At 68.9% G+C, this 25,820-nt stretch carries 23 protein-coding genes; 6 read left to right on the top strand and 17 right to left on the bottom strand.

Translation table 11 applies throughout. From position 1 onward, the window contains the following. Positions 1 to 2: 2 nt before the first annotated feature. Positions 3 to 1,367 carry an acyclic terpene utilization AtuA family protein gene (locus KW843_RS07000; protein ID WP_218294319.1) on the bottom strand — a complete coding sequence of 455 codons (1,365 nt, stop codon included), beginning with the start codon at positions 1,365 to 1,367 and terminating at the stop codon, positions 3 to 5. Between the two features lie 106 nt (positions 1,368 to 1,473). Between KW843_RS07000 and KW843_RS06995 the strand changes: the two genes are divergently transcribed. Continuing rightward, on the top strand, positions 1,474 to 2,367 hold the full coding sequence (locus KW843_RS06995) for a LysR family transcriptional regulator (RefSeq protein ID WP_218294318.1): 894 nt from the start codon (positions 1,474 to 1,476) through the stop codon (positions 2,365 to 2,367). Positions 2,368 to 2,455: 88 nt separating this feature from the next. Here the strand turns inward: KW843_RS06995 and KW843_RS06990 are convergent, their stop codons facing one another. The 5 genes from KW843_RS06990 to KW843_RS06970 all read right to left on the bottom strand — a co-directional run bounded on the left by KW843_RS06990 (position 2,456) and on the right by KW843_RS06970 (position 7,951). Beyond that, entirely contained in the window at positions 2,456 to 2,848 is a 393-nt protein-coding gene (locus tag KW843_RS06990) for a VOC family protein (protein WP_218294317.1), read from the bottom strand. An 85-nt stretch (positions 2,849 to 2,933) separates the two neighbouring features. Then, positions 2,934 to 5,141 carry an AAA family ATPase gene (locus KW843_RS06985; RefSeq protein WP_218294316.1) on the bottom strand — a complete coding sequence of 736 codons (2,208 nt, stop codon included), beginning with the start codon at positions 5,139 to 5,141 and terminating at the stop codon, positions 2,934 to 2,936. Beyond that, the gene (locus KW843_RS06980; protein ID WP_218294315.1) at positions 5,138 to 6,376 is read right to left on the bottom strand and encodes a hypothetical protein; all 1,239 of its coding nucleotides are present in this window, start codon (positions 6,374 to 6,376) and stop codon (positions 5,138 to 5,140) included. Before KW843_RS06980 ends, KW843_RS06985 begins: the two co-directional genes overlap by 4 nt. A gap of 154 nt (positions 6,377 to 6,530) precedes the next feature. Continuing rightward, complete coding sequence (locus KW843_RS06975) at positions 6,531 to 7,010, bottom strand: hypothetical protein (RefSeq protein ID WP_218294314.1); 480 nt, start codon at positions 7,008 to 7,010, stop codon at positions 6,531 to 6,533. A 20-nt stretch (positions 7,011 to 7,030) separates the two neighbouring features. After that, positions 7,031 to 7,951, bottom strand: a complete 921-nt coding sequence (locus KW843_RS06970; protein WP_218294313.1) for a hypothetical protein — start codon at positions 7,949 to 7,951, stop codon at positions 7,031 to 7,033. A gap of 359 nt (positions 7,952 to 8,310) precedes the next feature. On the opposite strand from KW843_RS06970, the gene KW843_RS06965 reads away from it, so the two are divergent. After that, positions 8,311 to 9,312 carry a PhnD/SsuA/transferrin family substrate-binding protein gene (locus KW843_RS06965; RefSeq protein WP_218294312.1) on the top strand — a complete coding sequence of 334 codons (1,002 nt, stop codon included), beginning with the start codon at positions 8,311 to 8,313 and terminating at the stop codon, positions 9,310 to 9,312. 29 nt (positions 9,313 to 9,341) lie between these two features. Here the strand turns inward: KW843_RS06965 and leuD are convergent, their stop codons facing one another. From leuD to KW843_RS06945, 4 genes are read right to left on the bottom strand one after another with little or no spacing between them, the layout of a single operon-like run. Then, positions 9,342 to 10,010: a 3-isopropylmalate dehydratase small subunit gene (gene leuD / locus KW843_RS06960; protein WP_218294311.1), complete on the bottom strand. Its 669-nt coding sequence runs from the start codon at positions 10,008 to 10,010 to the stop codon at positions 9,342 to 9,344. Beyond that, positions 10,007 to 11,425, bottom strand: coding sequence for a 3-isopropylmalate dehydratase large subunit (leuC, locus tag KW843_RS06955; protein WP_218294310.1), 1,419 nt, complete (start codon positions 11,423 to 11,425; stop codon positions 10,007 to 10,009). The genes leuD and leuC overlap by 4 nt, the downstream gene beginning before the upstream one ends. 33 nt (positions 11,426 to 11,458) lie before the next feature. Then, positions 11,459 to 12,364, bottom strand: a complete 906-nt coding sequence (locus tag KW843_RS06950) for an alpha/beta fold hydrolase (protein WP_218294309.1) — start codon at positions 12,362 to 12,364, stop codon at positions 11,459 to 11,461. Between the two features lie 25 nt (positions 12,365 to 12,389). Then, a complete protein-coding gene (locus KW843_RS06945; protein WP_255594576.1) occupies positions 12,390 to 13,403 on the bottom strand; it encodes a tripartite tricarboxylate transporter substrate binding protein in 1,014 nt (337 codons plus the stop codon). Between the two features lie 112 nt (positions 13,404 to 13,515). Between KW843_RS06945 and KW843_RS06940 the strand changes: the two genes are divergently transcribed. Further along, positions 13,516 to 14,442: a LysR family transcriptional regulator gene (locus KW843_RS06940; protein ID WP_218294308.1), complete on the top strand. Its 927-nt coding sequence runs from the start codon at positions 13,516 to 13,518 to the stop codon at positions 14,440 to 14,442. 102 nt (positions 14,443 to 14,544) lie between these two features. Here KW843_RS06940 and KW843_RS06935 read toward each other — a convergent pair whose 3' ends face one another. From KW843_RS06935 to KW843_RS06925, 3 genes are all read right to left on the bottom strand, one after another. Then, positions 14,545 to 15,705: a DUF4382 domain-containing protein gene (locus tag KW843_RS06935; RefSeq protein WP_218294307.1), complete on the bottom strand. Its 1,161-nt coding sequence runs from the start codon at positions 15,703 to 15,705 to the stop codon at positions 14,545 to 14,547. Between the two features lie 215 nt (positions 15,706 to 15,920). After that, entirely contained in the window at positions 15,921 to 16,550 is a 630-nt protein-coding gene (locus tag KW843_RS06930; protein WP_255594575.1) for a hypothetical protein, read from the bottom strand. Positions 16,551 to 16,638: 88 nt separating this feature from the next. Then, the gene (locus KW843_RS06925) at positions 16,639 to 17,196 is read right to left on the bottom strand and encodes a DUF1003 domain-containing protein (protein ID WP_218294305.1); all 558 of its coding nucleotides are present in this window, start codon (positions 17,194 to 17,196) and stop codon (positions 16,639 to 16,641) included. Between the two features lie 290 nt (positions 17,197 to 17,486). Between KW843_RS06925 and KW843_RS06920 the strand changes: the two genes are divergently transcribed. Continuing rightward, positions 17,487 to 18,083 (top strand): lipocalin family protein, encoded by a 597-nt coding sequence (locus tag KW843_RS06920; protein WP_218294304.1) that lies wholly within the window; start codon positions 17,487 to 17,489, stop codon positions 18,081 to 18,083. A gap of 179 nt (positions 18,084 to 18,262) precedes the next feature. Here KW843_RS06920 and KW843_RS06915 read toward each other — a convergent pair whose 3' ends face one another. The 4 genes from KW843_RS06915 to KW843_RS06900 are packed head-to-tail and all read right to left on the bottom strand — an operon-like array spanning position 18,263 to position 23,913. Then, entirely contained in the window at positions 18,263 to 19,939 is a 1,677-nt protein-coding gene (locus KW843_RS06915; RefSeq protein ID WP_370628448.1) for an ABC transporter ATP-binding protein, read from the bottom strand. After that, positions 19,936 to 20,982 carry an ABC transporter permease gene (locus KW843_RS06910; RefSeq protein WP_218294303.1) on the bottom strand — a complete coding sequence of 349 codons (1,047 nt, stop codon included), beginning with the start codon at positions 20,980 to 20,982 and terminating at the stop codon, positions 19,936 to 19,938. Before KW843_RS06910 ends, KW843_RS06915 begins: the two co-directional genes overlap by 4 nt. A gap of 48 nt (positions 20,983 to 21,030) precedes the next feature. Further along, positions 21,031 to 22,062: a microcin C ABC transporter permease YejB gene (locus KW843_RS06905; RefSeq protein WP_218294302.1), complete on the bottom strand. Its 1,032-nt coding sequence runs from the start codon at positions 22,060 to 22,062 to the stop codon at positions 21,031 to 21,033. A gap of 42 nt (positions 22,063 to 22,104) precedes the next feature. Then, entirely contained in the window at positions 22,105 to 23,913 is a 1,809-nt protein-coding gene (locus tag KW843_RS06900; protein ID WP_218294301.1) for an extracellular solute-binding protein, read from the bottom strand. Between the two features lie 114 nt (positions 23,914 to 24,027). Here KW843_RS06900 and fabI point away from each other — a divergent pair, with 114 nt between their 5' ends. Both fabI and KW843_RS06890 read left to right on the top strand, forming a co-directional pair. Further along, complete coding sequence (fabI, locus tag KW843_RS06895) at positions 24,028 to 24,828, top strand: enoyl-ACP reductase FabI (protein ID WP_218294300.1); 801 nt, start codon at positions 24,028 to 24,030, stop codon at positions 24,826 to 24,828. 76 nt (positions 24,829 to 24,904) lie between these two features. Beyond that, positions 24,905 to 25,753 carry a DNA ligase gene (locus KW843_RS06890; RefSeq protein ID WP_218294299.1) on the top strand — a complete coding sequence of 283 codons (849 nt, stop codon included), beginning with the start codon at positions 24,905 to 24,907 and terminating at the stop codon, positions 25,751 to 25,753. Positions 25,754 to 25,820 lie beyond the last annotated feature (67 nt).

Raw genomic sequence — 25,820 nt, 5'->3', positions numbered from 1 at the left:
CCTCAATCCACCATCTCAAAACGCACGGCCACCGCATCGCGCGGCACCAGGCACGACACAGTGCCCAGGCGCGGGCGCATGGCGGTGCGCACGCCACCACCGCCTGCAGGCCCGCAGGTGTAGAGCGCGGTCACCTCGCGCACAAGGCGCTGGGCGCTGGCGTGGTCGCGGTGCTGCAGGGCCACGCGCAGGCGCACATCGCGGGCGTGGGCACCTGCGTCTGCAGGGGCGTCCAGCCACCGGCTGGTGTCGTCGCCGAAGATGCTGGTCACGCCGATCAGGTCGATGCGCAGCGGGCCCAGGCCGCTCAATCGCTCGCGCAGCACCTCGCCCGCCAGGCGCGCGCGGGCTTCGGCGCGCGGGCCGGCGTAGGAGATTTCCCCCTCGGCGAACCAGCCGGATTCAAAGCACACGTTGACCTTGAGCGTGGCGGGCCGGGCATGGCCCTGCACGCCTTCCAGCCGCACGGCGTCGGTGCCCACGGCCTGCACGCGGGCCTGGGTGATATCGGCCACCACGTCGGGCGTGAGGTAGGCCGCAGGGTCGTGCAGCTCGTACAGCAGTTGCTCCTTGACGGTGCGCTCGTCGATGCGCCCCCCGGTGCCGGACGGCTTGGTGATGGTGCAGTGGCCGTCGGCATCGATCTCGGCGATGGGATAGCCCAGTTGCGCCAAGCCTTGTACATCCTTGTAGCCAGGGTCGGCAAAGTAGCCGCCCGTGACCTGCGCGCCGCATTCAAGCAGGTGCCCGGCCATGGTGGCGCGGGCCAGGCGGTCCCAGTCGTCCGGGGCCCAGCCGTAATGCGCCAGCGCCGGGCCCAGCACGAGCGACGGGTCGGCCACACGGCCACACACCACGATATCGGCGCCTGCGCGCAGCGCGTCGGCAATGGCCTGCGCGCCGATGTAGGCGTTGGCGCTGACGATGGGCTCCGTGGGCATGGCGTCACCCAAGGCGCCTTGCAGCAGCGCGCGGTGCTCGGGTCCGCTCAGGTCGTCGCCCTGCAGTACGGCAATGCGCGGGGAGGCCAGGCCCAGCTCGGCCGCCAGGGCGTGGATGCGGCGCGCGGCGCCGTGCGGGTTGGCGGCGCCAAAGTTGCTGACGATGCGCACGCCGTGCGCCAGGCACTGCGACAGCACGGGGCGCAGCAGGTCCACCAGCAGGGGTTCATAACCTGCATCCGGGTCAGTGCGGCGCGCCAGTTGCGCCAGGGCCAGTGTGCGCTCGGCGAGGGTCTCGAAGATGAGCACCGCAGGCTGGCCGCTGGCGATGAGCGCCTGCACCACGGGCAAGGCCGCGTCGGTGCGGTCACCCGAGAAGCCGGCGGCGCAGCCCACCAGCAGTTTGGTTTTTTGGTCGTTCGGCATGAATCCGTTGTCTCCTGACCATGAATGTAGGAACATGGCTGTATTCTGTGAAATCGATTGTTCTGATGAATCCATCTGATATGCAGATGAATCATTCAGCCCCACCATGAGCGCCCCTCACCTCTCCAGCCGCCAGTTAGACGCCTTCCTTGCGCTGGCCGAGCAGCGCAGCTTCACCCGCGCCGCCACGTTGTGCCACTTGTCACAGCCCGCGTTCAGCGCCCTCATCCGCGCACTGGAGGACGACCTGGGCCTGCGCCTGTTCGACCGCAGCACACGGCATGTGGACCTCACGCCCGAGGGGCAGAACTTCCTGGAGTCGGCCCGCCGCATCCGCGCCGAAATCACCAGCGCCCTGGCCGCCGTGCGCGACACGGCCACGCTGCAGCGCGGGCGCGTGGCCGTGGCGCTGCTGCCCTCGCTGGCCGCGGGTTGGCTGCCGGGCGTGCTGGCGCAGTACCGCGCGGCGCACCCGGGCATCGAGATCGACATTGCCGACGTACTGTCCGAACCCTGCATCGAGCGCGTGGCCAGCGGCCATGCCGACTTTGCACTGGCCGCCATCCGCGCCGACACCCCCGCGCTGCAGGCCGAGCCGTTCTGCAGCGATGACTTCTATCTGGTGTGCCCCGCCGACCACCCGCTGGCGCGCAGGCGCAAGGCCATCACCGCGCAGGACCTGGCCGCCTGGCCCTTCATCCACCTGGCGCGCACCAGCAGCGTGCGCCAGTACCTGGAGGCGGCCCTGCACCCGCAGGCCATGCACACGCTGATGGAGGTGGAGCAACTGGCCACCGTGATGGGCATGGTGCGCGCGGGGCTGGGCATTAGCGTGGTGCCGGCGCTCACGCTGTTTCACTTCGAGCAGCCGGGGCTGGTCACGCGGCCGTTGTCGCTGCCCGGGCTGACACGGCAGATCTACCTGGTGCGGCGGCGCGACGAGAGCCTGTCGGTGGCGGCGCAGGCGCTGTATGCGCTGGTGATGGTGCAGCGGCCTTGAATCAGAGGCGGCAATTACTATTAATTTGATAGCTATCAGCGCTTATCCATTAATAGCTGGTGGCCAACTTGCCTTGAAAATAGACGCCTCAAGCCGCCGCAGCACGCGCATAGCTCAAGGTCAGCATCTCCCACTGGTGCCCATCAGGCTCGTTCCAGTAGACGATGCGGCCGCCGTGGGCCGTGTCCACCTGCCCGTCCACGGGGCCGTGCACGGCGCTGCGGTACGGAATGCCCCCAGCCTGAATGCGCGCGAGGATGGCATCGAACTCTGCATCGCCCACTCGAAAGCAGTAGTGGATGGGCGGTATGGGCTCGGGCCATTCGTCGAAATCGATGGTGAAGCCATCGTTCACGAACACGGGCGCAAACGGCCCCACGCCGGTGTCGGACCAGGGCACGCCCAGCAGGTCGGCCAGCAGCCGGGCGGCCGCGATCCTGTCGCGCGCGGGGACCATCAGGTGATCGAGGTGGATGGGCACGGGATATACCTCCGCGGAAATGCGGCGCACAGGCCGCTGTATCCGCATTTTCTGCCTGATGGAGACTTTCTGGCAGGGCATGGGCCTATGTTCCCCCCGCGTTCGCCTCGCACCGCGCCAGCACGGCCAGCTCCTGGCGCAGCAACAGCTCCACCTCCGTGGGCTCGAACTGGTCTCTCAGCAGCGGGATGGCAAAGCGGTACGCGGCATCCTGCCTGCGCAGCACATAGGCCAGCTGCAGGCGTGCCAGCGACTGGCGCAGCGCCTGCGCGTCGGCCGTGATGCCGTGGCCTTGCAGCAGCTGGGCCAGGGCCACCAGGCTGGTCTGCCCGGCCTGGGCCGTGTGGTAGACCACCACGCGGTCCAGGCGGCAGGCGGCCTCGTCCTGGCTCAGGCGCCCCCAGCCGGCCAGTGCGTCCTGCACGGGCTGCGAGGCAAGGGCCTGCGCGAGGTGGCGCGCCTCGATGGCGCGCTCGCCGGGTTGCAGGGCCTCCAGGCATTCCTGGCACAGGATGGCCACGAGGTTGGCGCGCTGGCCGCTGGCGTCCACGAGCTTTTCCACCAGCGTGTCGCTGCCAAAACCCAGGCGCAGGCGGCGCAGCGGCTCGGTGGCCAGCTCGCGGCAGGCGGCGCGCTCCAGCCCGCCGATGGCCAGCACCTCGCCAAAGTTGCGCAGGGGGCTCTGGTAGTCGAGCACGGCGGTGGCGTACAGGTCCCAGAAGCCCGCCAGCATGAACCAGCAGCGCCCTTCCTCGCTGAGCGCGCGCAGCGTGGACAACTGGGCGTAGCCGCTGTTCGACTCGTCGCGGAAAAAGAGGTCGGCTTCGTCGATCAGCAAATACAGGCGCTTGCCCGCGTACTGCGCCTGGAGGTGGTCCACGATGGCTTCGAGCGGCGTGTCCGCCGGCAGGCCGAACTGCAGCGCCATGCGCGGCGCCAGGCGGTGGTCGCGCAGCGAGACGTAGTGGCACACGGTGTGCGGGTGGCCCTGCAGGCGGCGCTGCACGGCCTTGAGCAGGCTGCTCTTGCCCAGCTGGCGCCCGCCCACCACCAGGTAGTTGGCGGGTTCGCGGTTGACCACGCGGGCCAGCAGCTGGGCGCGGCCGAAGAAGGAGCCCTCCCGCGTCACGCCACCGCGCGTCTGGTATGGCGAGATGCGGGTGATGCGCAGTTGCGCGGCCAGCAGGCGCAGCAGCACCTGCAGGGCCTCGCCGCCCACCAGCCATTCGGTCTGGCTGGCGCTGTCCACCATCACGTGCAGGTTGGCGCGGTCATCGGCATGGGCCTGCAGCAGGGGCATCGGCGCGTCCACGCTGTGCCCGCTCAGGATCAGCAGCACGTCGCTGCCGGTCTGCGCGGCGCGCAGCTGGCGCAGCACGGCGGCCTCGTCCACGCCGGGCGTGGGCACGAAGACCAGGCAGCGGTCCAGCGACACGGGCAGGTCCGGCGGGAACTGCCACTCGAACACCAGCCCCGGCAGCGCCCAGTCGGTGCTGGGCTGGCTGCGGGCGGAAACCCGCTCGGCCATCGCGCGCACGAGGCCCCCCGCACCCTCTGCCGCGCCGGGCTGCGCGCACAGCACCGCGCGGCGCCAGTCCACCGGGCGGATGTCGGCCGCGAGCAGCGTGGACTCCCGCCGCCCGGTCCAGCCCAGCAGCCGGTCCAGACGGGGCAGCCGCGCAAGCGGGGTGCGGCGAAGGCGCGCAGGCTGCAGCTGCGAAGGCCCGAGCAGGGGGTGGCGCGCGACCCAGACCACCGCGCCCACGGCGAAGATGGCGGCGCACCAGTAGATGAGCTTGCGCAGGCCTTCGAACGGGTCGCGCTCGGACGGCGGCACGGGCGTGAAGTCGTCGGCCTGCCCCTCCAGGCAGTTGATGGGCAGATAGCCCAGGGGAATGGGCGGGCGCCCGGGGCGGCAGCTCCAGGTGGTCGTGCCGGGCTTGAGCTCCACCACCACCTGGGTGCCCGCGAGCTTGCCCAGTTCGGGGTTGTGGGCGATGTCGGCCTGCAGCACGTAGGGCCGGGGCGACGTGACGCGCAACTGCGGGTTGCCGATGCGCGGCGCATGTGTGCGGATGTCCTCGGGCCAGGCGTCCAGCTCGTTGTGCGCCTGCATCATCGCCACGCGCCACTGCACCAGCTCGCCCCAGACGATGCCCGCGTTCTCGGCCCCCAGCACGGAGCCGCGCGTGGCCGGGTTGAGCTTGGGCGTGAGCAGCGCGCTGCCCACGAACAGCGTGATGGCCGCGATCACCACCGCGCGGACCACGGACCTGGACAGCAGCGGGCTCATGCGGCCGACGAACACGAGTCCAGCACCATGAGGCCCGCGTCGCGGATGGTGGGGCTGCGCCAGTGCAGCCGCGCGGCCTCGCCCGTGCCGCGCACATGGATGAGGTTGCCCCAGAACAGGCGGCGCAGCTCGTCGTCCTGCAGGTAGGGGCGCGCGCGGCCCAGCTCATCGGCCTGCAGCAGCTGCGCCAGCCGTTGCCGGGTGGCCGGTGCCTGCGCGAGGGGCAGCAGGGTCTGCCACAGGCGCGGGCTGCTGGCCAGGTGGGTGCGCAGCGCGGCGCGGTCTGCCTGCGCGCCCTGCAGGCCGCCGCCCGCTCCCTGGTCCACCAGCCACTGCAGGCCTTCCTCGAACAGCGCGGGGTGTCCACCGCTGATCTCCTGCAGGGCCGCCAGCACCGGCTGGGGCCAGGCCTGCTCGGGCCAGCGGTGGCGCGCCAGCTGGGTGAGGTCTTCCAGCGACGGATCGGGCCAGTGGTTGACCTGCGCGATGTTGAGCAGCGACAGGTCGCCGCTGCGGTATTTGAGGTCGGCCAGCGCCTCGCCGCCGCACAGCAGCAGGTGCAGCCGTCCGCTGTGCATCTCGCTCAGGCTGCGCAGGATGCCCGCCAGGGTTTCGCGCAGTTCGGGGGTGCCCTGCTCGAAACGGCTGACCAGGCAGAACAGGCGCTCGCCCGCCAGCAGGCGGCGCTCCAGCGCGGATTCGAATTCGTAGTCGGACGCCACATCGCCAAGCCCGCACTGGCGGCCAATGGCGGCGAAGTACTCGGCCGGCACGGTGCTCACGCTGTAGGGCGGCTGGATGTGCAGCACCGCGCCTTCGCCGTACTGCGCCTTGGCGCGCTGCAGCAGCTCTTGCCTGAACGGCGGCTGGCCCCAGTGGGCGGGCGACAGCAGCAGCGAGATGGGATACGGCACGGCCTGCGCCAGCTGGGCAAACAGCCGGTCCTGGAAGGCAGCGAAGGGCTGCGCCGCGCCCGCCGACTCGGCCTGCAGCGGAAACTCGGGCTCGAAGCCGGCGGCGCTGAGCAGGCGGTTGGCCTCGGTTTCCGTCAGGCGCAGGTAGCGGGTGCAGGCCACCAGTTTTTCTCGCGAGCGGGGGTTGGGCGCCGACAGGCCGTTGCGCCAGTTGTTCACGGCCTCGCGGCTCAGGCCGATCTCGGTGGCCACGCCGGAGGCGCTGGCGCGAATGCGCCGCATGTAGAGCGAGAGAAGCTCCGGAAAGGAATCGTGGGCCATGGCTGTGGGGGTGGGCACTCTGCGCGCCGCGCGGTGAGAGGGCTTTGGAAAGAACACAAACGAAAAGAAGTCGGTGGCTGGCTGGCACGGATTGTGATGCGTGCCGGTGCCGTCCAGCACCCGGCACCTTCCGGCGTTGCCCGCGCAGGCCGCGCTACCAGAGCGCCTGCACCAGGGGCCAGGCCTTGTAGCAACCCAGGCCACAAGCCGCGAGCACCGGGCTGTAGAGCACCAGGGCCCCCAGCACCGCCGTCAGCCAGCCGGTTTCATCCTCCTCGTTTTCGGTCTGCTTTTTCTTTTCCTCTCCCCCCTCCCCCTTGACTGTGTCGAGCGTGGCGGCCTTCTCCGCATCGTCCCCGGGTGCGTCGCCCGTGATCTCCTGCACCAGCATCACCAGCACCACCAGCAGCGAGACACCCAGCACGCCCAGGTAGCCGTACCGCAGCCACGGGCTGTCCAGCGGATAGAAATACGCGGCCAGCACCACGGCGGGCAGCAGGAAGAAGGCGTGCATCTGAAGCCGGTACCAATGGATGCCATCGTCCTTCTTTTCCAGCGCGCCCATCACGAGCTTGTAGGTGATCGCGCCCAGCACGAAGATCAGCCCGCCCCACCATTCGATCTGTGTCAGCATTTTGTGTGTCTCCCTCGGATTCAATGGCTGGACTTGCCGGCGTTGCCGCCCTGCGGCGCTTCGCCACCACGGCCCTCGCTCTCGCCGCCATCTTCGCTGTCGTCGTCGGCGTCTTTGTCCGGGTCGCCGTCCTCGTCGCCATCCCCGTGGAGGTCCTTGTACTCGCTCAGCATGTAGTACAGCGGCAGCACGATGGCCAGCACCAGGCCCAGCCCCAGCCAGAGCCACAGGCCCTTGAACAGCAGCACGGTGACCACCGTGAACGCGATGGCCTGCAGCAGCCCCTTGAAGCCGGCGCGCAGCAGCAGCACCGCGATCAGTCCCTGAACGGGAGAGGTGCCGGTCTTGTGCATTTCCTTGGCCATGTCGATGAAGGCCTGCGCGGCTTCCTCGCCCTTCTTCCTGCGCTCGGCCTCCTGCTTGCGCAGCTTGGACACTGAGACCGGCTTGCCCGGGTCCTTGGAGTGGGCGTGGGCATCTTCCTCGTCGGGCCCTTCGCCAGCCTCACCGGCAGCCACGGGTTCGTCCACGGGCTCCACCACCGCGCGCCACTGCGGGTTGGCCTCGAAGAACGCCTTGCGCGAGACCCACTGGCCCTTGTCGAAGTGCATGCGCTCGGTTTCGCCCACCTGGTCGTAGAACACCTCCAGCACCGCCGACTGCAGGCCGTGGGCAAACAGTGTTTCGAGCGCCCGCAAGGGAAGGTCGTCGTGCGTGCCGGTGTCAAAGCGCAGCAGCAGGTGGGTGCGTTGGGCCAGGACCTCCTGGTTGAACCACTGTTCGTCCCACAGCGCCGCCAGATCCGCGCCCCCCAGTTTCTGGGCCCAGCGCTGCGCCTGTTCGGTATTGCCGGCGGCCAGGTACTGGTAGACCAGCTGGCCGGTCTTGAGCTTGATCGCGTCTTCGAAGAACAGGTGCAGGGTGTGTGCGTTTTGCGACATGGTGCGGCGGTAGGGAGAGTGGGTTCGCGGTGGAAGTACACGAATTGTTACCGGCTTCGCGGGCACCGTCCCTCTCGGCGTTGTCCATCGTCCGGGCCCTGGCACTTGACGCCATGTCAACCACCGTCCTTCAGCGGCACGGCCGTTGGACGGATGCGGTGGGCGCCACGCGCCTCCACGGTTCCAGCACCCGCCGCTTGCCTTGGCGCGCGGGAGCTTCATGCATACTCGACGGCCAGCCCGCCGCGCGGCCGGGCAGCGCCGCGCGGCACGCCACCGGCAGGCCCGCAACCCGTGCGTGGCCCCGCCAGGTTGGCCTGCGGGCCACCACCATCACAAAACCCCGAGGGAGATTCACCATGCGTTCTCACGCACGCTCTGGCGCGCTTTTGCTCTGCGCCACCTTCACGCTCGGCCCCGTTGCCGCCCAGACGGACACCGCCGCCACACCCCAGGCCCGCGCCGCCGCTGTCCGCGCCGCAGCCACGGCCCCATCCCCCGCCTTCAGCGGGACGCGCGAGAAGCTGGTGGTGGCCATGCCCAAGACCTACGCCAAGAGCGAAACCATGCTGCTGTGGGGCGACTACTTCAATCATCTGGCGCGCTGCGGCAACATCGACCTGCAGAACCTGCAGGGCGAGTCGCTGGAACGCAGCACCAACATCGACGTGCTGGGGGAGAAGGACCTCATCGACAGCCTGGTCGCCGGCAAGGCCCAGCTGGCCCAGGTGAACCCCGGCCTGGTGCCGCAGCTGGTGGCCGCCGGCCAGCCCGCGCCGTTTGGCGTGCCGGGCAACAAGGCCAGCGGGCAGCGCAACTCGTACAAGCTGATCCTGATTGCGCGCGTGGACAGCCCGTTCACCAAGCCGCAGGACCTGGTGGGCAAGAAGATCGCGCACACCACGCCCACATCCAACTCCGGCAACCTGGCGCCGCGCGCGCTGTTCCCGGCCATTGGCCTGGTGCCGGACCAGAACTACGAGGTGGTGTTCTCCAACGGCCACGAGCGCTCGGTGACGGGTGTGATGCACGGCTTCTACCCCGCCGCCGCCGTGGCCAGCGACCTGTACCAGCGCATGGTGGTCAAGGGCGATGTGAAGGGTTCGAGCATCCGCACGCTGTGGGAAAGCCCGCCGTTCATGACCGAAACCTGGACCCTGGGCAAGGACGTGTCGCCCGAGGTGCAGGCGCGCGTGAAGAAATGCTCGTACAGCTACAGCTTCTCGCCCAAGCTGCGCCAGCTGCTGCCGGGCAACGACACCTTCTTGCCCATCAACTTCGAGCGCGACTTCGCCACGGTGATGGAGGTCTACAACAAGACCGCGAAGGCGGCGCAGGCCGGCAAGCCCGCCGCCAAGTAGGTGCCCCGCGGCGCCAAGGCGCTGGCGGTTCAGGCCTGCGCGGAGGCGGCCCCAAGCCGCTCGCGCGTGCGCCGCGCGACATCCTTCACCCAGGGCTGCGCGGCCCAGTGCCGCTGGGCAAAGGCATCGATCTGCGCCTGGTAGGTGAGCGAAGCTCCAATCACATCCAGCCCGTCGAGGAACATGCGCCGGTGCCGCTCGGAGATGGTGAACGGTGCGCTGTGCCCTGCCGTGCGCACCTGGCGCTGTTCCACGTCGATCTCCATGGCCAAGGGACCGTTAGTGGCACGGGCCTCGCGCATGAAGGCCTGGGCATCGGCCTCGGTCACCATGGCCAGCAGCAGGCGGTTGTTCATGGCGTTGGAGTAGAAGATCTCGCCAAAGCTCGACGCCACCACGGCCTGGAAGCCGTACTGCTGCATGCCCCACACGGCATGCTCGCGGCTGGAGCCGCAGCCGTAGTTGCTGCCGGCCAGCAGCACATCGGTGCCGGCAAACGCCGGCTGGTTGAGCACGAAGTCTTCGCGCGGCTGCCCGGCGCCGTCAAAGCGCAGGTCGTACAGCAGGCCCGGCGCCAGGCCCGACTTGTCGATGCCGCGCAGGAACTGCTTGGGCATGATCTGATCGGTGTCGAGGTTGGCGATGTCGAGCAGGGCCGCCTGGCCGCGCACGGTGGTGTGGTTGTGGTCGGCGCTCATGCGGTCACCTCCAGGGTTCTTACGTCGGTGATGCAGCCCGTGACGGCGGCGGCGGCGGCCATGGCCGGGCTCATCAGGTGGGTGATGGCGCCACGGCCCTGGCGGCCCTCGAAATTGCGGTTGGTGGTGGAGGCGCAGCGCTGGCCGGGGGCCAGCACGTCGTCGTTCATGGCCAGGCACATGGAGCAGCCGGGCTGGCGCCACTCGAAGCCCGCGGCCACCAGGCGCGCGGCGATGCCCTCGGCCTCGGCCTGGGCCTTCACGGCGCCCGAGCCGGGCACGACCATGGCGCGCACGCCACTGGCCACGTGGCGGGTGCCGACGATGCGGTCCACCTCGCGCAGGTCCTCGATGCGCGCATTGGTGCACGAGCCGATGAACACATGCTGCACCGGCACGCCCGCCAGCGGCTGCCCTGCCGCCAGGGCCGTGTAGCGCAGGGCCTGCTCGGCGCTGCTGCGCTGCACGGCGTCGGTGATGTCCTCGGGCCGGGGCACGGTGGCGTGGATGGCCATGGCCTGGTCGGGGCTGGTGCCCCAGGTGACGAAGGGGGCCACGGCGCTGGCGTCGAACACATGCTCCACGTCGAACACGGCGCCTGCGTCGCTGCCCAGCGTGGCCCAGTAGGCCAGGGCCTGCGTGCGCACGCCGCCGGTGATGTCGGGGGCCTTGGCCAGCACGTAGTCGATGGCGGTGGCGTCGGGTGCGATCAGCGCACCGCGCGCACCCGCCTCCACCGCCATGTTGCACAGCGTGAAGCGCGCCTCCACCGACAGGGCTTCGATGGCGCTGCCGCAGAACTCCACCACATAGCCCCGTGCGCCCTGCGCGCCGATGCGGCTGATGACCATGAGGATCAGGTCCTTGGCCGTGGTGCCCCTGGGCAGCGTGCCGTCCACGCGGATGCGCATGTCCTTGGCGAGGCGGTAGACCAGGGTCTGGGTGGCCAGCACGTGCTCGACCTCCGACGTGCCGATGCCGAAGCCCAGCGCGCCCAGCGCGCCGTACGTGGTGGTGTGGCTGTCACCGCAGATGATGACCATGCCCGGGCGCACCATGCCGTGCTCGGGCGCGATCACGTGCTCGATGCCCTGCAGCGGGTCGTTGGTGTCGAACAGCGGGATGCCGTGGCGGTCGCAGTTGGCCTTGAGGTTGCTGGCCTGCAGGGCCGAAGGCGGGTCCTGGATGGTGCGCCAGCGCACCGGGTGCGTGGGGATGATGTGGCTCACCACCGCCACGTTCTGCCCCGGCACGGGCACGCCGCGCCCGGCCTCGTGCAGGCCGGCAAAGGCCTGGGGGCTGGTGTATTCGTTCATCAGGTGCAGGTCGCAGAACAGCAGAACGTTCTGTTCGTCCAGAACGGCCACGGTGTGCGATGCCACCAGCTTTTGGTAGAGCGTTGAGGGAGTGGTCATGGTCAGCGTCGGGGGTTGTCGTTGGGTGCAGCCTTACCGGTCGGCCAGCAGGAAGGGCAGCGCCGCGTCGAGCAGCGCATCCGGCGCCTCCTCGGCGATGTAGTGGCCGCAAGGCAGTGCGTGGCCGCGCACGTCGGCCGCCACGCGCTGCCACTCGGCCAGGGGCGCAAAGCACTGGTGCACCACGCCCTGCTCGCCCCACAGGGCCAGGAGCGGCATGGCCAGCTGGCGGCCCGCGTCGCGATCGGCGCGGTCATGCACCAGGTCGATGCCGGCGGCGGCGCGGTAGTCCTCGCAGATGCCGTGGGCCGTACCGGGCAGGCCCAGGCAGCGCACGTACTCGGCCAGGGCCCGCGGGTCGAACGGGGCCAGGCCGGCGCTGCGCCGGCCCATCACGTCGCGCACATAGGCGGCGGGGTCGGCCTCGATCAGGCGCTCGGGCAGCGGCGCGGGCTGGATCAAAAAGAACCAGTGCCAGTAGGCACGCGCAAAGGCGTTGCTGGTCTGTTCGTACATGGTCAGCGTGGGGGCGATGTCCAGCAGCACCATGCGCAACACGGCGGCCGGGTGGTCGGCCGCCAGGCGGTGCGCCACGCGGGCGCCCCGGTCGTGGGCCAGCACGGTGAAGCGTGGGTGGCCCAGGTGCTGCATCACGGCCAGCATGTCGGCGGCCATGGTGCGCTTGCTGTAGAGGGCATGCTCGGCATCCCCAGCAGGTTTTGCGGAATCGCCATAGCCCCGCAAATCCGCCAGCACCAGCGTGAAGTGCCGGGCCAGCACCGGCGCCACCTTGTGCCAGATGGCCGAGGTCTGCGGGTGGCCGTGCAGCAGCAGCAGGGCCGGGCCCGTGCCGCCCACCAGCGCGTGGATGTGCTGGCCGTCGGGCGTGGGCACACGGTGGGGGGTGAAGCCGGGGAAAAGCGGGGTCGTCGTGGTCATGGTGTCGTTGAAATTGCGGCGGTGCCTATTCGGCGGTGATGCCCCGCTCCCTGATCAATTTGGCCCACTGCGGCATCTCTTTTTCGATCCGTGCGCGGGCCTGCTCGGGCGTCGATGGAATGGGGTCGAAACCGTCCTTGGCCATGCGCTCCTTGAGCGCCGGGGTGTTGAGCGCCTGGTTCAGGGTGGTGTTGAGTTTGTCGACGACCGGCTTGGGCGTGCCGGCCGGCGCGAACACGATGAACCAGGTTTCAAACGCGTAGCCAGGCAGGCCCGCCTCGGCAATGGTGGGCACGTCGGGCATGAGCGCCGAGCGCTTGGTACCGGTGACGCCCAGCGCCCTGAGCTTGCCCGCCTGCACGTGCGGCTGCGCGGCCGACAGCACCGGAAAGCTCAGCGCCACCTGGCCCGACATGGTGTCGATCATGGCCGGGCCGCCGCCGCGGTAGGGTATGTGCACGATGGGCGTGCCCGCCACGGCCTTGAACAACTCGGCCGACATGTGGAAGGTGCTGCCCGCGCCGGCCGAGCCATACGAGTACTTGCCCGGCTGCGCCTTGAGCAGCGCCACCAGTTCCTTGATGTTCTTGGCGGGCAAGGCGTTGTTGACCACCAGCACATGCTGCGAACTGGCCACCATGCCGATGGGCGCCAGGTCCTTCAGGGTGTCGTAGGGCATCTTGGCCGTCAGGCTGGGGTTGATGGCCAGGGACACGGTCTGCAGGCCGATGGTGTAGCCGTCCGGTGCGGCCTTGGCCACCATGTCCACGCCGATATTGCCGCCCGCGCCGCCCTTGTTCTCGATGAACAGCGAGCCGCCCAGGGCCTTGCCCCATTCATCGGTGATGAGCCGCGCGGCGATGTCGGCGCTGCCGCCCGGCGCATAGGGGACCACGAGCTTGATGGCCTTGTTGGGATAAGCCGCTGGCTGGGCCAGGGCCGCAGCGGGCGACAGCAGTGCCAGCGTGGCGGCGGCCGTTGCCGCCACAGCCAGCCGGCGGGGAAACAGGGACGGTGTCGGGAGGGTGGAATCGGTCATGGGTTGTCTCCTGAGGGTATTTGTTGTGGCTGGATCTTATGAGTGATGTTCAACGCCATAAATACCGTCAAAATCATTTCATTCATAAATTCAACGCACGAATAAGGTACCCATGGACGGCTTTTCGGACCTGCGCTTCTTTGCCTTGCTCATGAAGGAAGGCAGCCTGGCCGCCGCCGCGCAGCAGATGGGCATCACCCCGCCCGCGGTCAGCCGGCGCCTGGCCCAGCTGGAGCACCGGCTGGGCGTGCGCCTTCTGCACCGCACCACGCGGCGCATCCACCTCACGCCCGAGGGCGAGACCTACCTGCTGGATGGTGCCCGCATCCTGGGCGACCTGGAGGCGCTGGAGCGCACGGTGGCCGGCGCGCGCAGCTCGCCGCGCGGGCTCATCAAGCTGGCGGCCACGCTGGGCTTTGGCCGCGTTCACATCGCGCCCGCCCTGTCGGCCTTCTCGCGCGCCTACCCCGAAGTGGAGGTGCAACCGCACCTGACCGACCGGCCCGTGAACCTGGTGGAACAGGGCCTGGATGCCGCCGTGCGCTTTGGCGACCTGCCCGACTCGCGCCTCACGGCCCGCAGGCTGATGGCCAACCGGCGCGTGCTGTGCGCGTCGCCGGCCTACCTGGCCCACGCGGGCGAGCCCGCCCAGCCCGCCGACCTGCTGGCCCACCTGTGCATCGTGATCCGCGAAAGCGATGAAACCTATGGCACCTGGCACCTGCACCAGGGCGGGCGGCAGGAAACGGTGAAGGTGCGCGGCATGCTCAGCACCAACGATGGCGCGGCCGCCACCACCTGGGCCCTGGAAGGCCACGGCGTGCTGATGCGCTCCGAGTGGGACGTGGCAGCCCACCTGGCCGCTGGCCGCCTGCGGCGCGTTCTGCCCGCCTGGGCCTTGCCCGCGGCGGACGTGACGCTGGTGTACCCCACCCGCAGCGACCTGTCGGCCAAGACGCGGGCGCTGGCGGATTTCCTGGCGGCCTGGTTTTCCGGCGACCGGAAGGACCTCGTGGCGCGGCCGGCCGGAGAGCCCTGACATCACCGCCCTGGCCGACAGGTGCCGAGACGCGCCCCCCGTCCTGAAAGGCCGCCCCGCTGCCATTCATCGCAGGCGGGGCGGTGCCCTCCGCCCGCGGTGTCAGGGGAAGGTGAAATCCGTGGTTTGCACGGCACCCTCCGTCAGGACAGGCAGTGCCTGCGTCTTGTCGGCAAAACCACCCAGGCGGGCCTGAACAGCGTAGCGCCCCGCCGCCGCGGAGTCCGCGGCAAACACCAGGCTGGTGCCCGGCGCGGCATAGGGGGCGACCCGCGGCGCGAGGGTAGGTACCGTGAAGCCGTAGGCCCCTGTCACCCCGTCAACGCCCCGGCCGGCCACTTCGATCGTGCCCCCCAACGACAAGGGCTGGAGCACCCGCACCATGGTGTCCACCGGGGCGGTGCCCTTCACCGTCGCGACCGGAGATGGCTGCAGGCTCAAAGGCGCGGCGCCCGCGCCCACGGAAGTCACTGTCTCGGCGGCCACCGGGACCCCCGTGACCACCGTGGTGGTGCGCCCCGCACCCACGACGACCAGCGTGTAGCTGCCCGGGGCCACCGGCTGGAGCAGGAACCTGCCCGCGCTGTCGGGTGTGGTGGCGCGCACCAGCTCACCGTTGAACTGCAGGGAGACGCTGGTGCCCGTGCCGGGTTCCACATAGCCCTGCACACCGGAAACGAAGCGCGGGATCACCGACACCACGGGTTTGAGAAGATACTGGCCCGAGGCGCCAGCGGCCACCACCGACTTGCAGGCATCGAAGTCCAGAACGAAGTCGGCCATCTGATTGGCGCCCACGTCGATATTCACATTCGTCTTGACGCCCGATTGCTGCCCGCTCGGCGTTTTCAGCGCGACTTCCGATGCGCCGGTGGGGACCACTGAATTGGCCAGCGGCTGGGCCCCTGTGTTGCTGGCCAGCACGAGCCGCAACTGCGTGTACTTTCCCGCGGGCAGCGGCACCTGCCCCAGCTCCATGAGCACACCGTTCGTCAGCGTCAGCAGGTCCACCCTGCGTGCCGGGTTCAGCACGATCTCTGACCAGCCCGCATCGTTGTCCGAGGCATTGCTGCTCTGGTGGACGCGCACTTTCTCGACCGTGACATTCACGGCGGAATAGCCGCAGCTGGGGGCATCCGTCATCGCCAGGCGCAACGTGCCATTTCCGCTGGTTTCGCCACCTCCACCACCGCCCCCGCAGGCGGCAAGGCTGGCGATGGACAGTGCACACAGGACGGTGCGCAGACAAGGGTGTGTTTTCATGGGGGTGGCCTCTTTGGTGAGATGTTGGCGGCTGCGGGACCAGGGGAGCGCCCCGAAGAATGTGAAAAATTCACACAAACAACCTTAGAGGCATCCCGGCGCGTGTCTGTAGGACAACACCCAGACTTGGCGACGAGCGGCGCACGCTCTCCGCGCCGCTTTCCACCACATGCCCGCACCGTCCAGCGTTGGGCCACCCATCGGCCCCCGGCCCCTCAGGCACCGTCCATCAGCGTGAGCGACCCGAACGGCATGTGGTGCATCAGCTCGCGCAGCACCAGCAGGGTGGCCGCGAATGCAGCGCGGGCGGGCAACCCCTCCTGCGAAGCCGGACGCCCTTGGGATACGGAGACAAGCCGGTTGAACACATGCTCCAGGGCATCGAGAGTGAGCATGCGCCGCGGCCCTGGCGCAATGCCCGCCAGGGTGGCGATCTCGTGCAGCGCCGGGTCTGCGGAACAAGGCGCGACCACCGCACCCTGCGGCACCCAGGGGCGATGGCGGACATGGGCGGCGTAGACCTCGTCCTCCACCTGCGCAATGGCGGTCTCCAGCTCGAAGGGGGTGGGAAGTACCCCGCGGAAAAAATCGCGCGCCGTCTTCTGGCTGCCCAGCGCCAGGGTCAGCACGACGGAGGGCAGCTGAGGATCCAGCCCCGTCGCCACCACGGTGTGCTCCGCCCCCATGTGCAGGGCGGTGGCCAGCTGCCCTGGCACGGCAAGGCCATGGACCCGGCGGTACAGCGACGCGATATCGACGTCCGCATCACCCCCCTGGGGCGACGGCGATGAAGCCACCGGCGGGGCCGGAGGGGACGAAGGAGATGGCGGGGATGGTGGGGGCATGGACATTCCGCGGTGTGGTGGGCAAGGAGCAGGAGGGCATGGCCCGGGCCCGCGTGGATGGCGGGAAGTCGTTCGTGGATCCGTCCCGTCACGGCCGCGCGGCCTGCGTGACAAATCGCTGGTGGATCTCCACAGTCAGTGCTTCGACGCGCAGCGTGAGCTGGCGCGTCTGTTCGGTCAACAGGGTGTTTTGCTGCAGCAGCTCCAGCACCTGCGCGGCATTCTGCGCGGCAATGGCCTGACGTTGTTCGCTGGCGATGGCCAGCGCCTCGCGGTGCTGCGCATCCGCGTCGGCGTGGTGCTTGTCGCGGGCGGCCTGCCGCGTCTGGGCGAGCAGGATGAGCGGCGCGGCGTAGGCCGCCTGCAGGCTGAACGCAAGGTTGAGCAGGATGAACGGATAGGGATCGAACCTGGCGGCACCCAGCACGTTGATCAAGATCCACGCCGCCACGATCAGCGTCTGCGCACCGAGAAACAGCGGCGTGCCAAAGAACCGCGCAAAGGCCTCGGCCTGCAACGCAAACCGGTCCGTGCCGAAGGTAGGGGCCAGGTGCTCATGGCGCCGGTGAAAGCGCAAGGGGTCCACCCGGGGCGGGCCGTCTTCCAGGGGTGGGGCGTTGTGCGCAGGGTGGGGGTGGGCGGTCATGGGTGTTCCTCTCCGATCGGGGCGCATTCGCCAACAGGCAGCAAACAGGCAGAAGGCGCCTGGCCCCACTCTACGCCTGGACGACTGCCGCCGGTCCGTCAACGCCGCGCTGCCGGGCGTTGAGCCCCGCACACAACCCCTGCGCCGCGCCGACAGGCGCTGCCAGCCTGCGCCTACACGCCGGGGCAGCCACCGTGCCTACAGTCGAACGCACAGACAACCGCCGCGCAGCGCATGCCCACAAAGCCCTGCAACGCACCCTCGAAAGCCGCCACCGCAGGAGCAATCCCATGCGCATCCACGCCATGCCTCGCCGCCACTCCCCCTGGTCCCTGGTGATCGGAGCCACCGCACTGATGGCGCTGCTGGCGCTCACGGCCTGCTCCACGCCACGCACGCCCGAAGGCATCCAGGCCGTGACCGGCTTCGATGTGGACCGCTACACCGGCCACTGGCACGAGGTGGCGCGCATCGACCACTCGTTCGAGCGCGGGCTCACCCAGACCAGCGCCACCTACAGCCGCAACCCCGACGACACCGTGAAGGTGGTGAACCGGGGGTACGACCCGGTGCGCAAGGAGTGGAAGGAGGCCGAGGGCACGGCAAGCTTCGTCGATGCGCCCACGCGCGCGGCGTTGAAGGTGTCGTTCTTCGGGCCGTTCTACGGCGGCTACAACGTGGTGGCGCTGGATGAGAACTACCAGTGGGCCATGGTGGTGGGCTCCAGCAAGGACTACCTGTGGATCCTGTCGCGCACCCCCACCCTGCCCTGGCATGTGCGCGAACACCTGATCGAGCGTGCGCAGTCCATGGGCATCGACGTGGGCCGCATCCTGTGGGCGCCGCCCGCCAGTGAACAGCACGCCAGGCGCGCAGTGATGACCTGAGGCAAGGCCAGGCGCTGCAGGCGTGGAGCCCGTGCGCCGGATGCCAGCACCTGGCCGCGGCGAAGCACCGCGATGCGATGTGGTGCGCCGCACCCAACCGGCATCAAGCCTCTTTTGCTACCAATTAAATAGCGCCCCGCGCTTTCACCACAAGCGCCAGCGGCCATTTCGGCCAGAAACTACTCCGCCCCGGGCACGGTGGCGGCGGCCACCAGGCGCTGGGTGTACGGGTGCCGGGGTGCGTCCAGCACCTCGTCCACGCTGCCGCTTTCCAGCACGGTGCCATCCTTCATCACCAGCACCTGGTGCGCCATGGCCCGGATCACGTCCACGTCGTGGGTGATGAGCAGGTAGCTCAGGCCCTTTTCTTTCTGCAGGCGCTGCAGCAGGCCCAGCACCTGCTGCTGGATGGTGACGTCGAGCGCGCTGGTGGGCTCGTCGAGCACGAGCACCTGCGGTTGCACGATGAGGGCGCGCGCGATGGCCAGGCGCTGGCGCTGCCCACCGGAGAATTCATGCGGGTAGCGCTCGAGCAGCCGCGGGTACTGGGCCTCGGCCAGACCCACCTCGGCCAGCGCGGCCTCGACCCGGGCGCGCCGCTGGGCCACGCCCAGCGCGGGCTCATGCACCTTGAGGCCCTCGCCCACGATCTCTTCGACCGTCAGGCGCGGAGAGAGCGACGAGAACGGGTCCTGGAACACCACCTGCACGCGGCGGCGCAGCTGCTGGTTGGCGGGCGTGTTGCGCGTGGCGGGCTGCTGCCACGCCTGCCCGCCGACCTGCAGCTGGCCGGTGCAGGGCAGCAGGCCCAGGATGGCCTGCGCCAGCGTGGATTTGCCCGACCCGGATTCGCCCACCACGCCCAGCGTCTCTCCGGGCGGCAGCGCGAGCGTGGCGGCCTGCACGGCCACGAACTCGCCTTTCTGGAACCATCCCCGCAGGCCGGGGAGCGGCGTGGGATACACCACGCGCAGGTCCCGCGTCTGGACCACCGGCGGCGTGCCCGCGGGGGAATCGGCGGGTGCCACGTCACGGCGCGGCTGGCTGGCGATCAGGCGGCGGGTGTAGGCATGCTGCGGCGCGCCGAACACCTCGGCCACGGGCCCCTGCTCCACCAGCACGCCCTGCTCCATCACGGCCACGCGGTCCGCGAAGCGGCGCACCAGGTTGAGGTCGTGCGTGATCAGCAGCACCGCCATGCCGTTCTGCCGCTGCAGATCGGACAGCAGGTCCAGGATCTGGCCGCGCAGCGTGACGTCGAGCGCGGTGGTGGGTTCGTCGGCCAGCAGCAGCTGCGGCTCGCTGGCCAGGGCCATGGCGATCATGGCGCGCTGGCGCTGGCCGCCCGAGAGCTGGTGGGGAAAGCTGTTGGCGCGGCGCGCGGGCTCGGGAATGCCGGTCTTGGCCAGCAGCGCAACGGCGGCCTGCGCGCATTGCTCGCCCGTCAGGCCTTTCTTGAGCTGCAGGATCTCGGCGATCTGCGTGCCAATGGTCATCAGCGGGTTGAGCGCGGTCATCGGCTCCTGGAAGACCATGGCGATCTCGCCGCCGCGCACGCCCCGCATCTCGCGCTCCGTGAGCGCCAGCAGATCGCGCTGCCCCCGCAGCATGGCCTGGCCGGTGATGGCGGCATTGCCCGCCAGCCGCAGCAGGCTGAGCGCGGTGATGGTCTTGCCGGAGCCGGACTCGCCCACCAGCGCGAGTTTTTCGCCGGCTGCGATGGTGAAGCTGGCCCCGCGCACCACCTCCTTGGCGCCGAAGCGCACGTGCAGATCCCGCACGTCGAGCAGCGGGGCAGCGGGAGCGCCCCCGGGGGGCAGCGAGGACATGCCGGTGCCAGGCGTGGGGGCGATCATTGATCGGCCTTTCGGGGGTCGAGGGCGTCCCGCAGCGCATCGCCCATGAAGGTCAGCAGAAGCAAGGTGGTGACCAGCACGGCGAAGGTGGACAAGGAAATCCACCACGCGTCGATGCTGTTCTTGCCCTGGCTCAGCAGCTCGCCCAGCGACGGCGTGCCGGGCGGCACGCCCAGGCCCAGGAAGTCGAGCGAAGTGAGCGCGAGGATGGCCGCGCTCATGCGAAACGGCAGGAAGGTCACCACCGGGGTGAGGCTGTTGGGCAGGATGTGGCGCCAGATGATCTGCGCATTGCCCACGCCCAGGGCCCGCGCCGCCTTCACGTAGTCGAGCTGGCGGTTGCGCAGGAACTCGGCGCGCACGTAGTCCGACAGGCCCATCCAGCCAAACAGGGAGAGAAGGATGAGCAGCAGCGAGATGCTCGGGGCGAACACGGCGCTGAAGATGATGAGCAGGTACAGCTCGGGCATGGAGCCCCAGATTTCCATGAAGCGCTGGAACGCCAGATCGGTCTTGCCCCCAAAGAACCCCTGGATCGCCCCCGTGACCACCCCAAGCAGCACGCCCGTCACCGTGAGCGCCAGGCCGAACAGCACGCTCACGCGAAAGCCGTAGAGCAGCTGGGCCAGCAGGTCACGCCCCCGGTCGTCGGTGCCCAGCCAGTTGTCGCCGGTGGGCGCCGACGGGTTGGGCGACTTGGCGAAGTAGTTGAGCGTGTTGGGCCCGTACGGATTGAGGGTGTACAGCGCCCAGTTGCTGCCCTGGCTCAGCCGGTTCTTGATGAAGGGGTCCAGGTAGTCGGTGGGGGTCTCGAAGTCTCCGCCGAACGTGGTCTCGGGGTAGTCCTTGAGCATCGGAAAGTAGGTGTGCCCCTCGTAGCGCACGATGAGCGGCCTGTCGTTGCTGACCAGTTCGGCGCACAGGCTCAGCAGCACCAGGGCACTGAAGATCAACAGGCTCCAGTAGCCCAGGCGGTTGCGCCGAAAGCGCAGCCACGCGCGGCGCGCGGGAGAGAGCGAAGGCGATGGAGAGGCAGGGCTCATCAGGGCTGGCTGTTCGTTTGGTTCAAGCTGGCTGGGCGGGCTGGCGGGCTAGTCAAACTTCACGCGGGGGTCCACCCACACGTAGCACAGGTCGCTGACCAGCTTGGTCACCAGGCCGATCAGCGTGAACAGGTACAGCGTGCCCAGCACCACGGGGTAGTCGCGGCGGATGACGCTGTCGTAGCTGAGCAGGCCCAGCCCGTCGAGGGAGAACAGTGTCTCGATCAGGAGCGAGCCCGTGAAGAACGCACCGACGAACGCGGCCGGAAACCCGGTGATGATGGGGATGAGCGCGTTGCGAAACACGTGCTTCCACAGCACCTGCCGCTCCGACAGGCCTTTGGCGCGGGCCGTGAGGACGTACTGCTTGCGAATCTCTTCCAGGAACGCGTTCTTGGTGAGCATGGCCGTCACCGCGAAGCTGCCCAGCACCATGGCCGTGACGGGCAGCGTGATGTGCCACAGGTAGTCCACGATGCGCGCGCCCCAGGAAAGCTCGTCCCAGTTGGCCGAGGTCAGGCCCCTGAGCGGGAACCACTGCAGCTGCCCGCCAAAGATCACCAGCAGCGCCACGCCCAGCACGAAGCCCGGAATGGCATAGCCCACCAGGATGATCAGCGTGGTCACGAGGTCGAACCGCGAGCCTGCCCGCACCGCCTTGGCCACACCCAGCGGCACTGCCACCAGGTAGCTGATGAAGAAGGTCCACAGGCCCAGACTGATGGAGACGGGGAGCTTTTCCTTCACCAGATCCCAGACGGCCTTGTTCTGGAAAAAGCTCTGGCCCAGGTCGAAGCGCGCAAACTGCCCCAGCATCTGCAGGAAACGCTCGTGCGCGGGCTTGTCGAAGCCGTACAGCGCCTTGATCTGCGCAAGCCGCTTGGGGTCCACGCCCTGGTCGCCCCGGTAGGCCATGCCGCCCGATTCCACGCCGCTCTTGCCCGCGGCCGTGCGCGCTTCGGCCAGGTACTGCTCCACCGGCCCCCCCGGCACGAACTGGATCACCGCGAAAGTCACGAGCAGCACCCCCAGCAGGGTGGGCAGCATCAGCAGCAGGCGTTTGGCGATGTAGGCGAGCATGGGATGGAAAGGGTGACTCTCAGGGCTGCGGCGGCTTCGGGGTCATGGCTTGAGGCTCCACCATGAGTACATGAGCCATTCCTCCGCCTTGGCATAGGGCGGCATCGGCTCCTTGTAGGCCAGGCGCTGCTGGTTGTACACCACGCGGTGCGAGGCCAGCGTCCACTGCGGTATGAGGTAGTGGCTGTGCATGATCACGCGGTCCAGCGCGCGGCAGGCGGGCAGCATCTCCGACTGGCTGCGCGCACGGGTCAGCGCCGTCACCAGGGCATCCACCGCAGGGCTCTTCACGCCCGCGTGGTTGCTGGAGCCTTCCACATCGGCCCCCTTGCTGCCGAACAGCTCCTTCATGGCCTGCCCCGGGTTGTAGGTGCCGGGGTAGTTCAGGCTGACCATGTCGTAGTCGAACTTGTCCATGCGCTGCAGGTACAGCGCAAAGTCCACCGACGAGAACCGCAGCGTGATGCCGAGCTTTTCCAGATTGCGCATCCAGGGGGTGACGGTCCGGGCCCCCGCTTCCTTGCTGTCCAGGTATTCGATCTCCATGGGATCGCCCTTGGCGTTGCGCAGGGCGCCGTCGCGGTACGTCCACCCCGCATCGGCCAGCAGCTGGCGGGCGCGGCGCAGGTTGTCGCGCAGCGAATGGCCGTCTCCCTCCGTCACGGGCGGCGTGTACATGGGGCCGAACACGGCGTCGGGCACCTTGCCGCGCCAGGGCTCCAGCAGGGCCAGCTCCTCAGGCCCTGGCGTACCCGTGGCTTCGCAGCTGGTGTTTCCGAACAGGTCCTTCACGCGCGGGTAGCCACCATAGAACATCTGGCGGTTCATCCACTCGTAGTCGATGGCCAGGCCCAGCGCCTCGCGCACGCGGACGTCCTGGAGGATGGGGCGGCGCGTGTTGAGCACGTAGCTCTGGAACCCCGCGGGCAGCCTGTGCGCCATGTCCTTCTTGACCAGCACGCCCTGCTTGAAGAGCTTGCCATCGATGCGGCGGGCCCAGTCGCCCGCCGAATAGATGGTCATGAAATCGAACTCGCCGGCCTTCATGGCCTCCAGCCGCGCGGTGTTGTCCTTGTAGATCTTGACCGTGATGCGGTCGAAATTGAAGGCGCCGCGGTTGACGTTGAGGTTGCGGCCCCAGTACTGGGGATCGCGCTCGTAGGTGATGTCGCGGCCGAACTTCATCGGCCCGATGCGGTAGGGGCCGCTGCCAATGGGAATGTCGGTCACGATCTCGTCAAAGCGCTTGGCCTTGCCATCGGGCTGGCGCCCCCAGGCGCGGCTGAAGACCGGGATGCCCCCGGCGGTCAACGGCAGTTCGCGGTTGGGCTGCTTGAATCGAAAACGCACGGTGCGCGTGTCAAGCACGTCGACGCCCGCCACCTCCTGCAGCAGCGTGGCGTAGCTGGGCGACGCGTAGGGGCCGATCAGCGTGTCGTAGCTGTACTTGACGTCCGCGGCCTCGACGGGATCGCCGTTGTGAAAGCGCGCCTCGGGACGCAGGCGGAACGTGGCGCTCAACCGGTCGTCGGCCACCTGCACATCCTCGGCCAGCAGGCCATAGGCGGAGGCCGTCTCGTCCATGGAGCCTGTCAGCAAGGTCTCGAACAACAGGTCGCTCAGGTACGCGGGCACCGAGCCCTTCATGGTGAACGGGTTGTACTTGTCGAACGTGGAATAGCGCAGGTTGCTCACCATGCGCAGCTCGCCGCCCTTGGGGGCCGCGGGGTTCACATAGTCGAAATGCGCAAAACCCGCCGGGTACTTGAGGTCGCCCCACAGCGCGTACCCATGCGCGGCCCACGCCGGGACGGCACACCCCATCAGCAGAAAAGTCAGCCAGAACCGCATGCGACAATTCTGCACTACGCCGAAGGTGCCGCCGCGCAGGCTGTGGAGATTCCCCCGCAGGCCGCCAGGGCGCCACGGCCCACGCCAATTTCCGCATTCCACAGGAGAACAACAATGGGTTTTCTGACCGGCAAGAAGCTGCTCATCACGGGTGTGCTGTCCAACCGTTCCATCGCCTACGGCATCGCCAAGGCCTGCCACGCGCAGGGCGCCGAGCTGGCCTTCAGCTACGTGGGCGACCGCTTCAAGGACCGCATCACCGACTTTGCCGCCGAGTTCGACTCCAAGCTGATCTTTGACTGCGACGTGGGCAGCGACGAGCAGATCGAGCGCATGTTCGCGGACCTGGCCCAGGTGTGGCCCAAGTTCGACGGTTTCGTGCACAGCATCGGCTTCGCCCCCCGCGAGGCGATCGCCGGCAACTTCCTCGAGGGCCTCTCGCGCGAGGGCTTCCGCATCGCCCACGACATCAGCGCCTACAGCTTCCCGGCCATGGCCAAGGCCGCCCTGCCCTACCTGAACGACAAGTCGTCGCTGCTCACATTGAGCTACCTGGGCGCGCTGCGCACCATTCCCAACTACAACACCATGGGCCTGGCCAAGGCCAGCCTGGAAGCCTCCGTGCGCTACCTGGCCGAAGCCGTGGGCCGCACCGAGGACGGCCGCGCCATCCGCGCCAACGGCATCAGCGCCGGCCCCATCAAGACGCTGGCCGCCAGCGGCATCAAGGACTTCGGCAAGCTGCTCAGCCGCGTGGCCGACGCCTCGCCGCTGCGCCGCAATGTGACGATCGAAGACGTGGGCAATGTGGCGGCGTTCCTGCTGTCCGACCTGGCTTCGGGCATGACCGCCGAAATCACCTACGTGGACGGAGGCTTCAGCCAGACGGCCGGGCTGAGCGCCGACCAGGTCTGATCCGCCACGAAATACGAACCAGAATTCGCACCAGCGCTTGATGGCAAAGCGCAAGCCGCTACACATTCAATAGCATATGCGCCGCAGAAGCTGCCTGGCATGGCTGGCGTGGGCCACGGCCCTGCCCGGCGCCCGTGCGGCGGATGCGCCCGCGCTGCTGCTGGCCAATGTGCACCGGCCTGGCATGCCGTTGGCGGACTACTGGGTCAGCGAAAAATACGACGGTGTGCGCGGCTACTGGGACGGCCAGGTCTTGCGCACACGCGGCGGCGAGACGATTGCCGCCCCGGCCTGGTTCACCGCCGGGTGGCCTGATACCCCCATGGACGGCGAACTGTGGGCCGGGCGTGGCCGATTCAGCCAGGCGCAGTCCACCGCGCGGCAGCAGCAGCCCGATGACGCCGCCTGGCGCCAGATGCGGTTCATGGTGTTTGACCTGCCCCGGCACGGCGGCACATTCGATGAACGGCTCGCCGCGCTCAACGCCCTGGTCGCGGGCATCGGCCAGCCCTGGGTGCAGGCCGTGCCGCAACAGCGCGTGGCCAGCGACGCCGCCCTGCAGTCGCTGCTGCAGCGCACGGTGCGTGCGGGGGGCGAAGGCCTGATGCTGCACCGGGGCGCCTCGCTGTACCGGTCAGGACGCAGCGACGATCTGGTCAAGGTCAAGACCCACGAAGACACCGAGGCCCGCGTGGTCGCCCACCTGCCCGGCAAGGGCCGTCATGCCGGGCGCATGGGCGCGCTGCTGGTGGAGATGCCTTCGGGCCAGCGCTTCCGGCTGGGCGCAGGATTCACCGAAGCCGACCGCAGCCATCCACCGCCGGTGGGCAGCTGGGTGACCTACCGCTATCGCGGCACGCACGGGGGCGGGCTGCCCCGGTTTGCCAGCTTCGTGCGGGTACGCGAGGACATGCCCGCGCGCTGAGCAGGCATGTCTTGCGCGCATTTGCTATTGAAAATATAGCAATGAGCGCTTGTCATTCAAGCGCTCC

It is taken from the genome of Acidovorax sp. sif1233, assembly GCF_019218755.1.
In the GTDB taxonomy this organism is placed as follows: Bacteria; Pseudomonadota; Gammaproteobacteria; order Burkholderiales; family Burkholderiaceae_C; genus Acidovorax.
The sequence above is the reverse complement of the archived record's forward strand: the minus strand, read 5'-3'. Positions and strand labels throughout refer to the sequence as shown.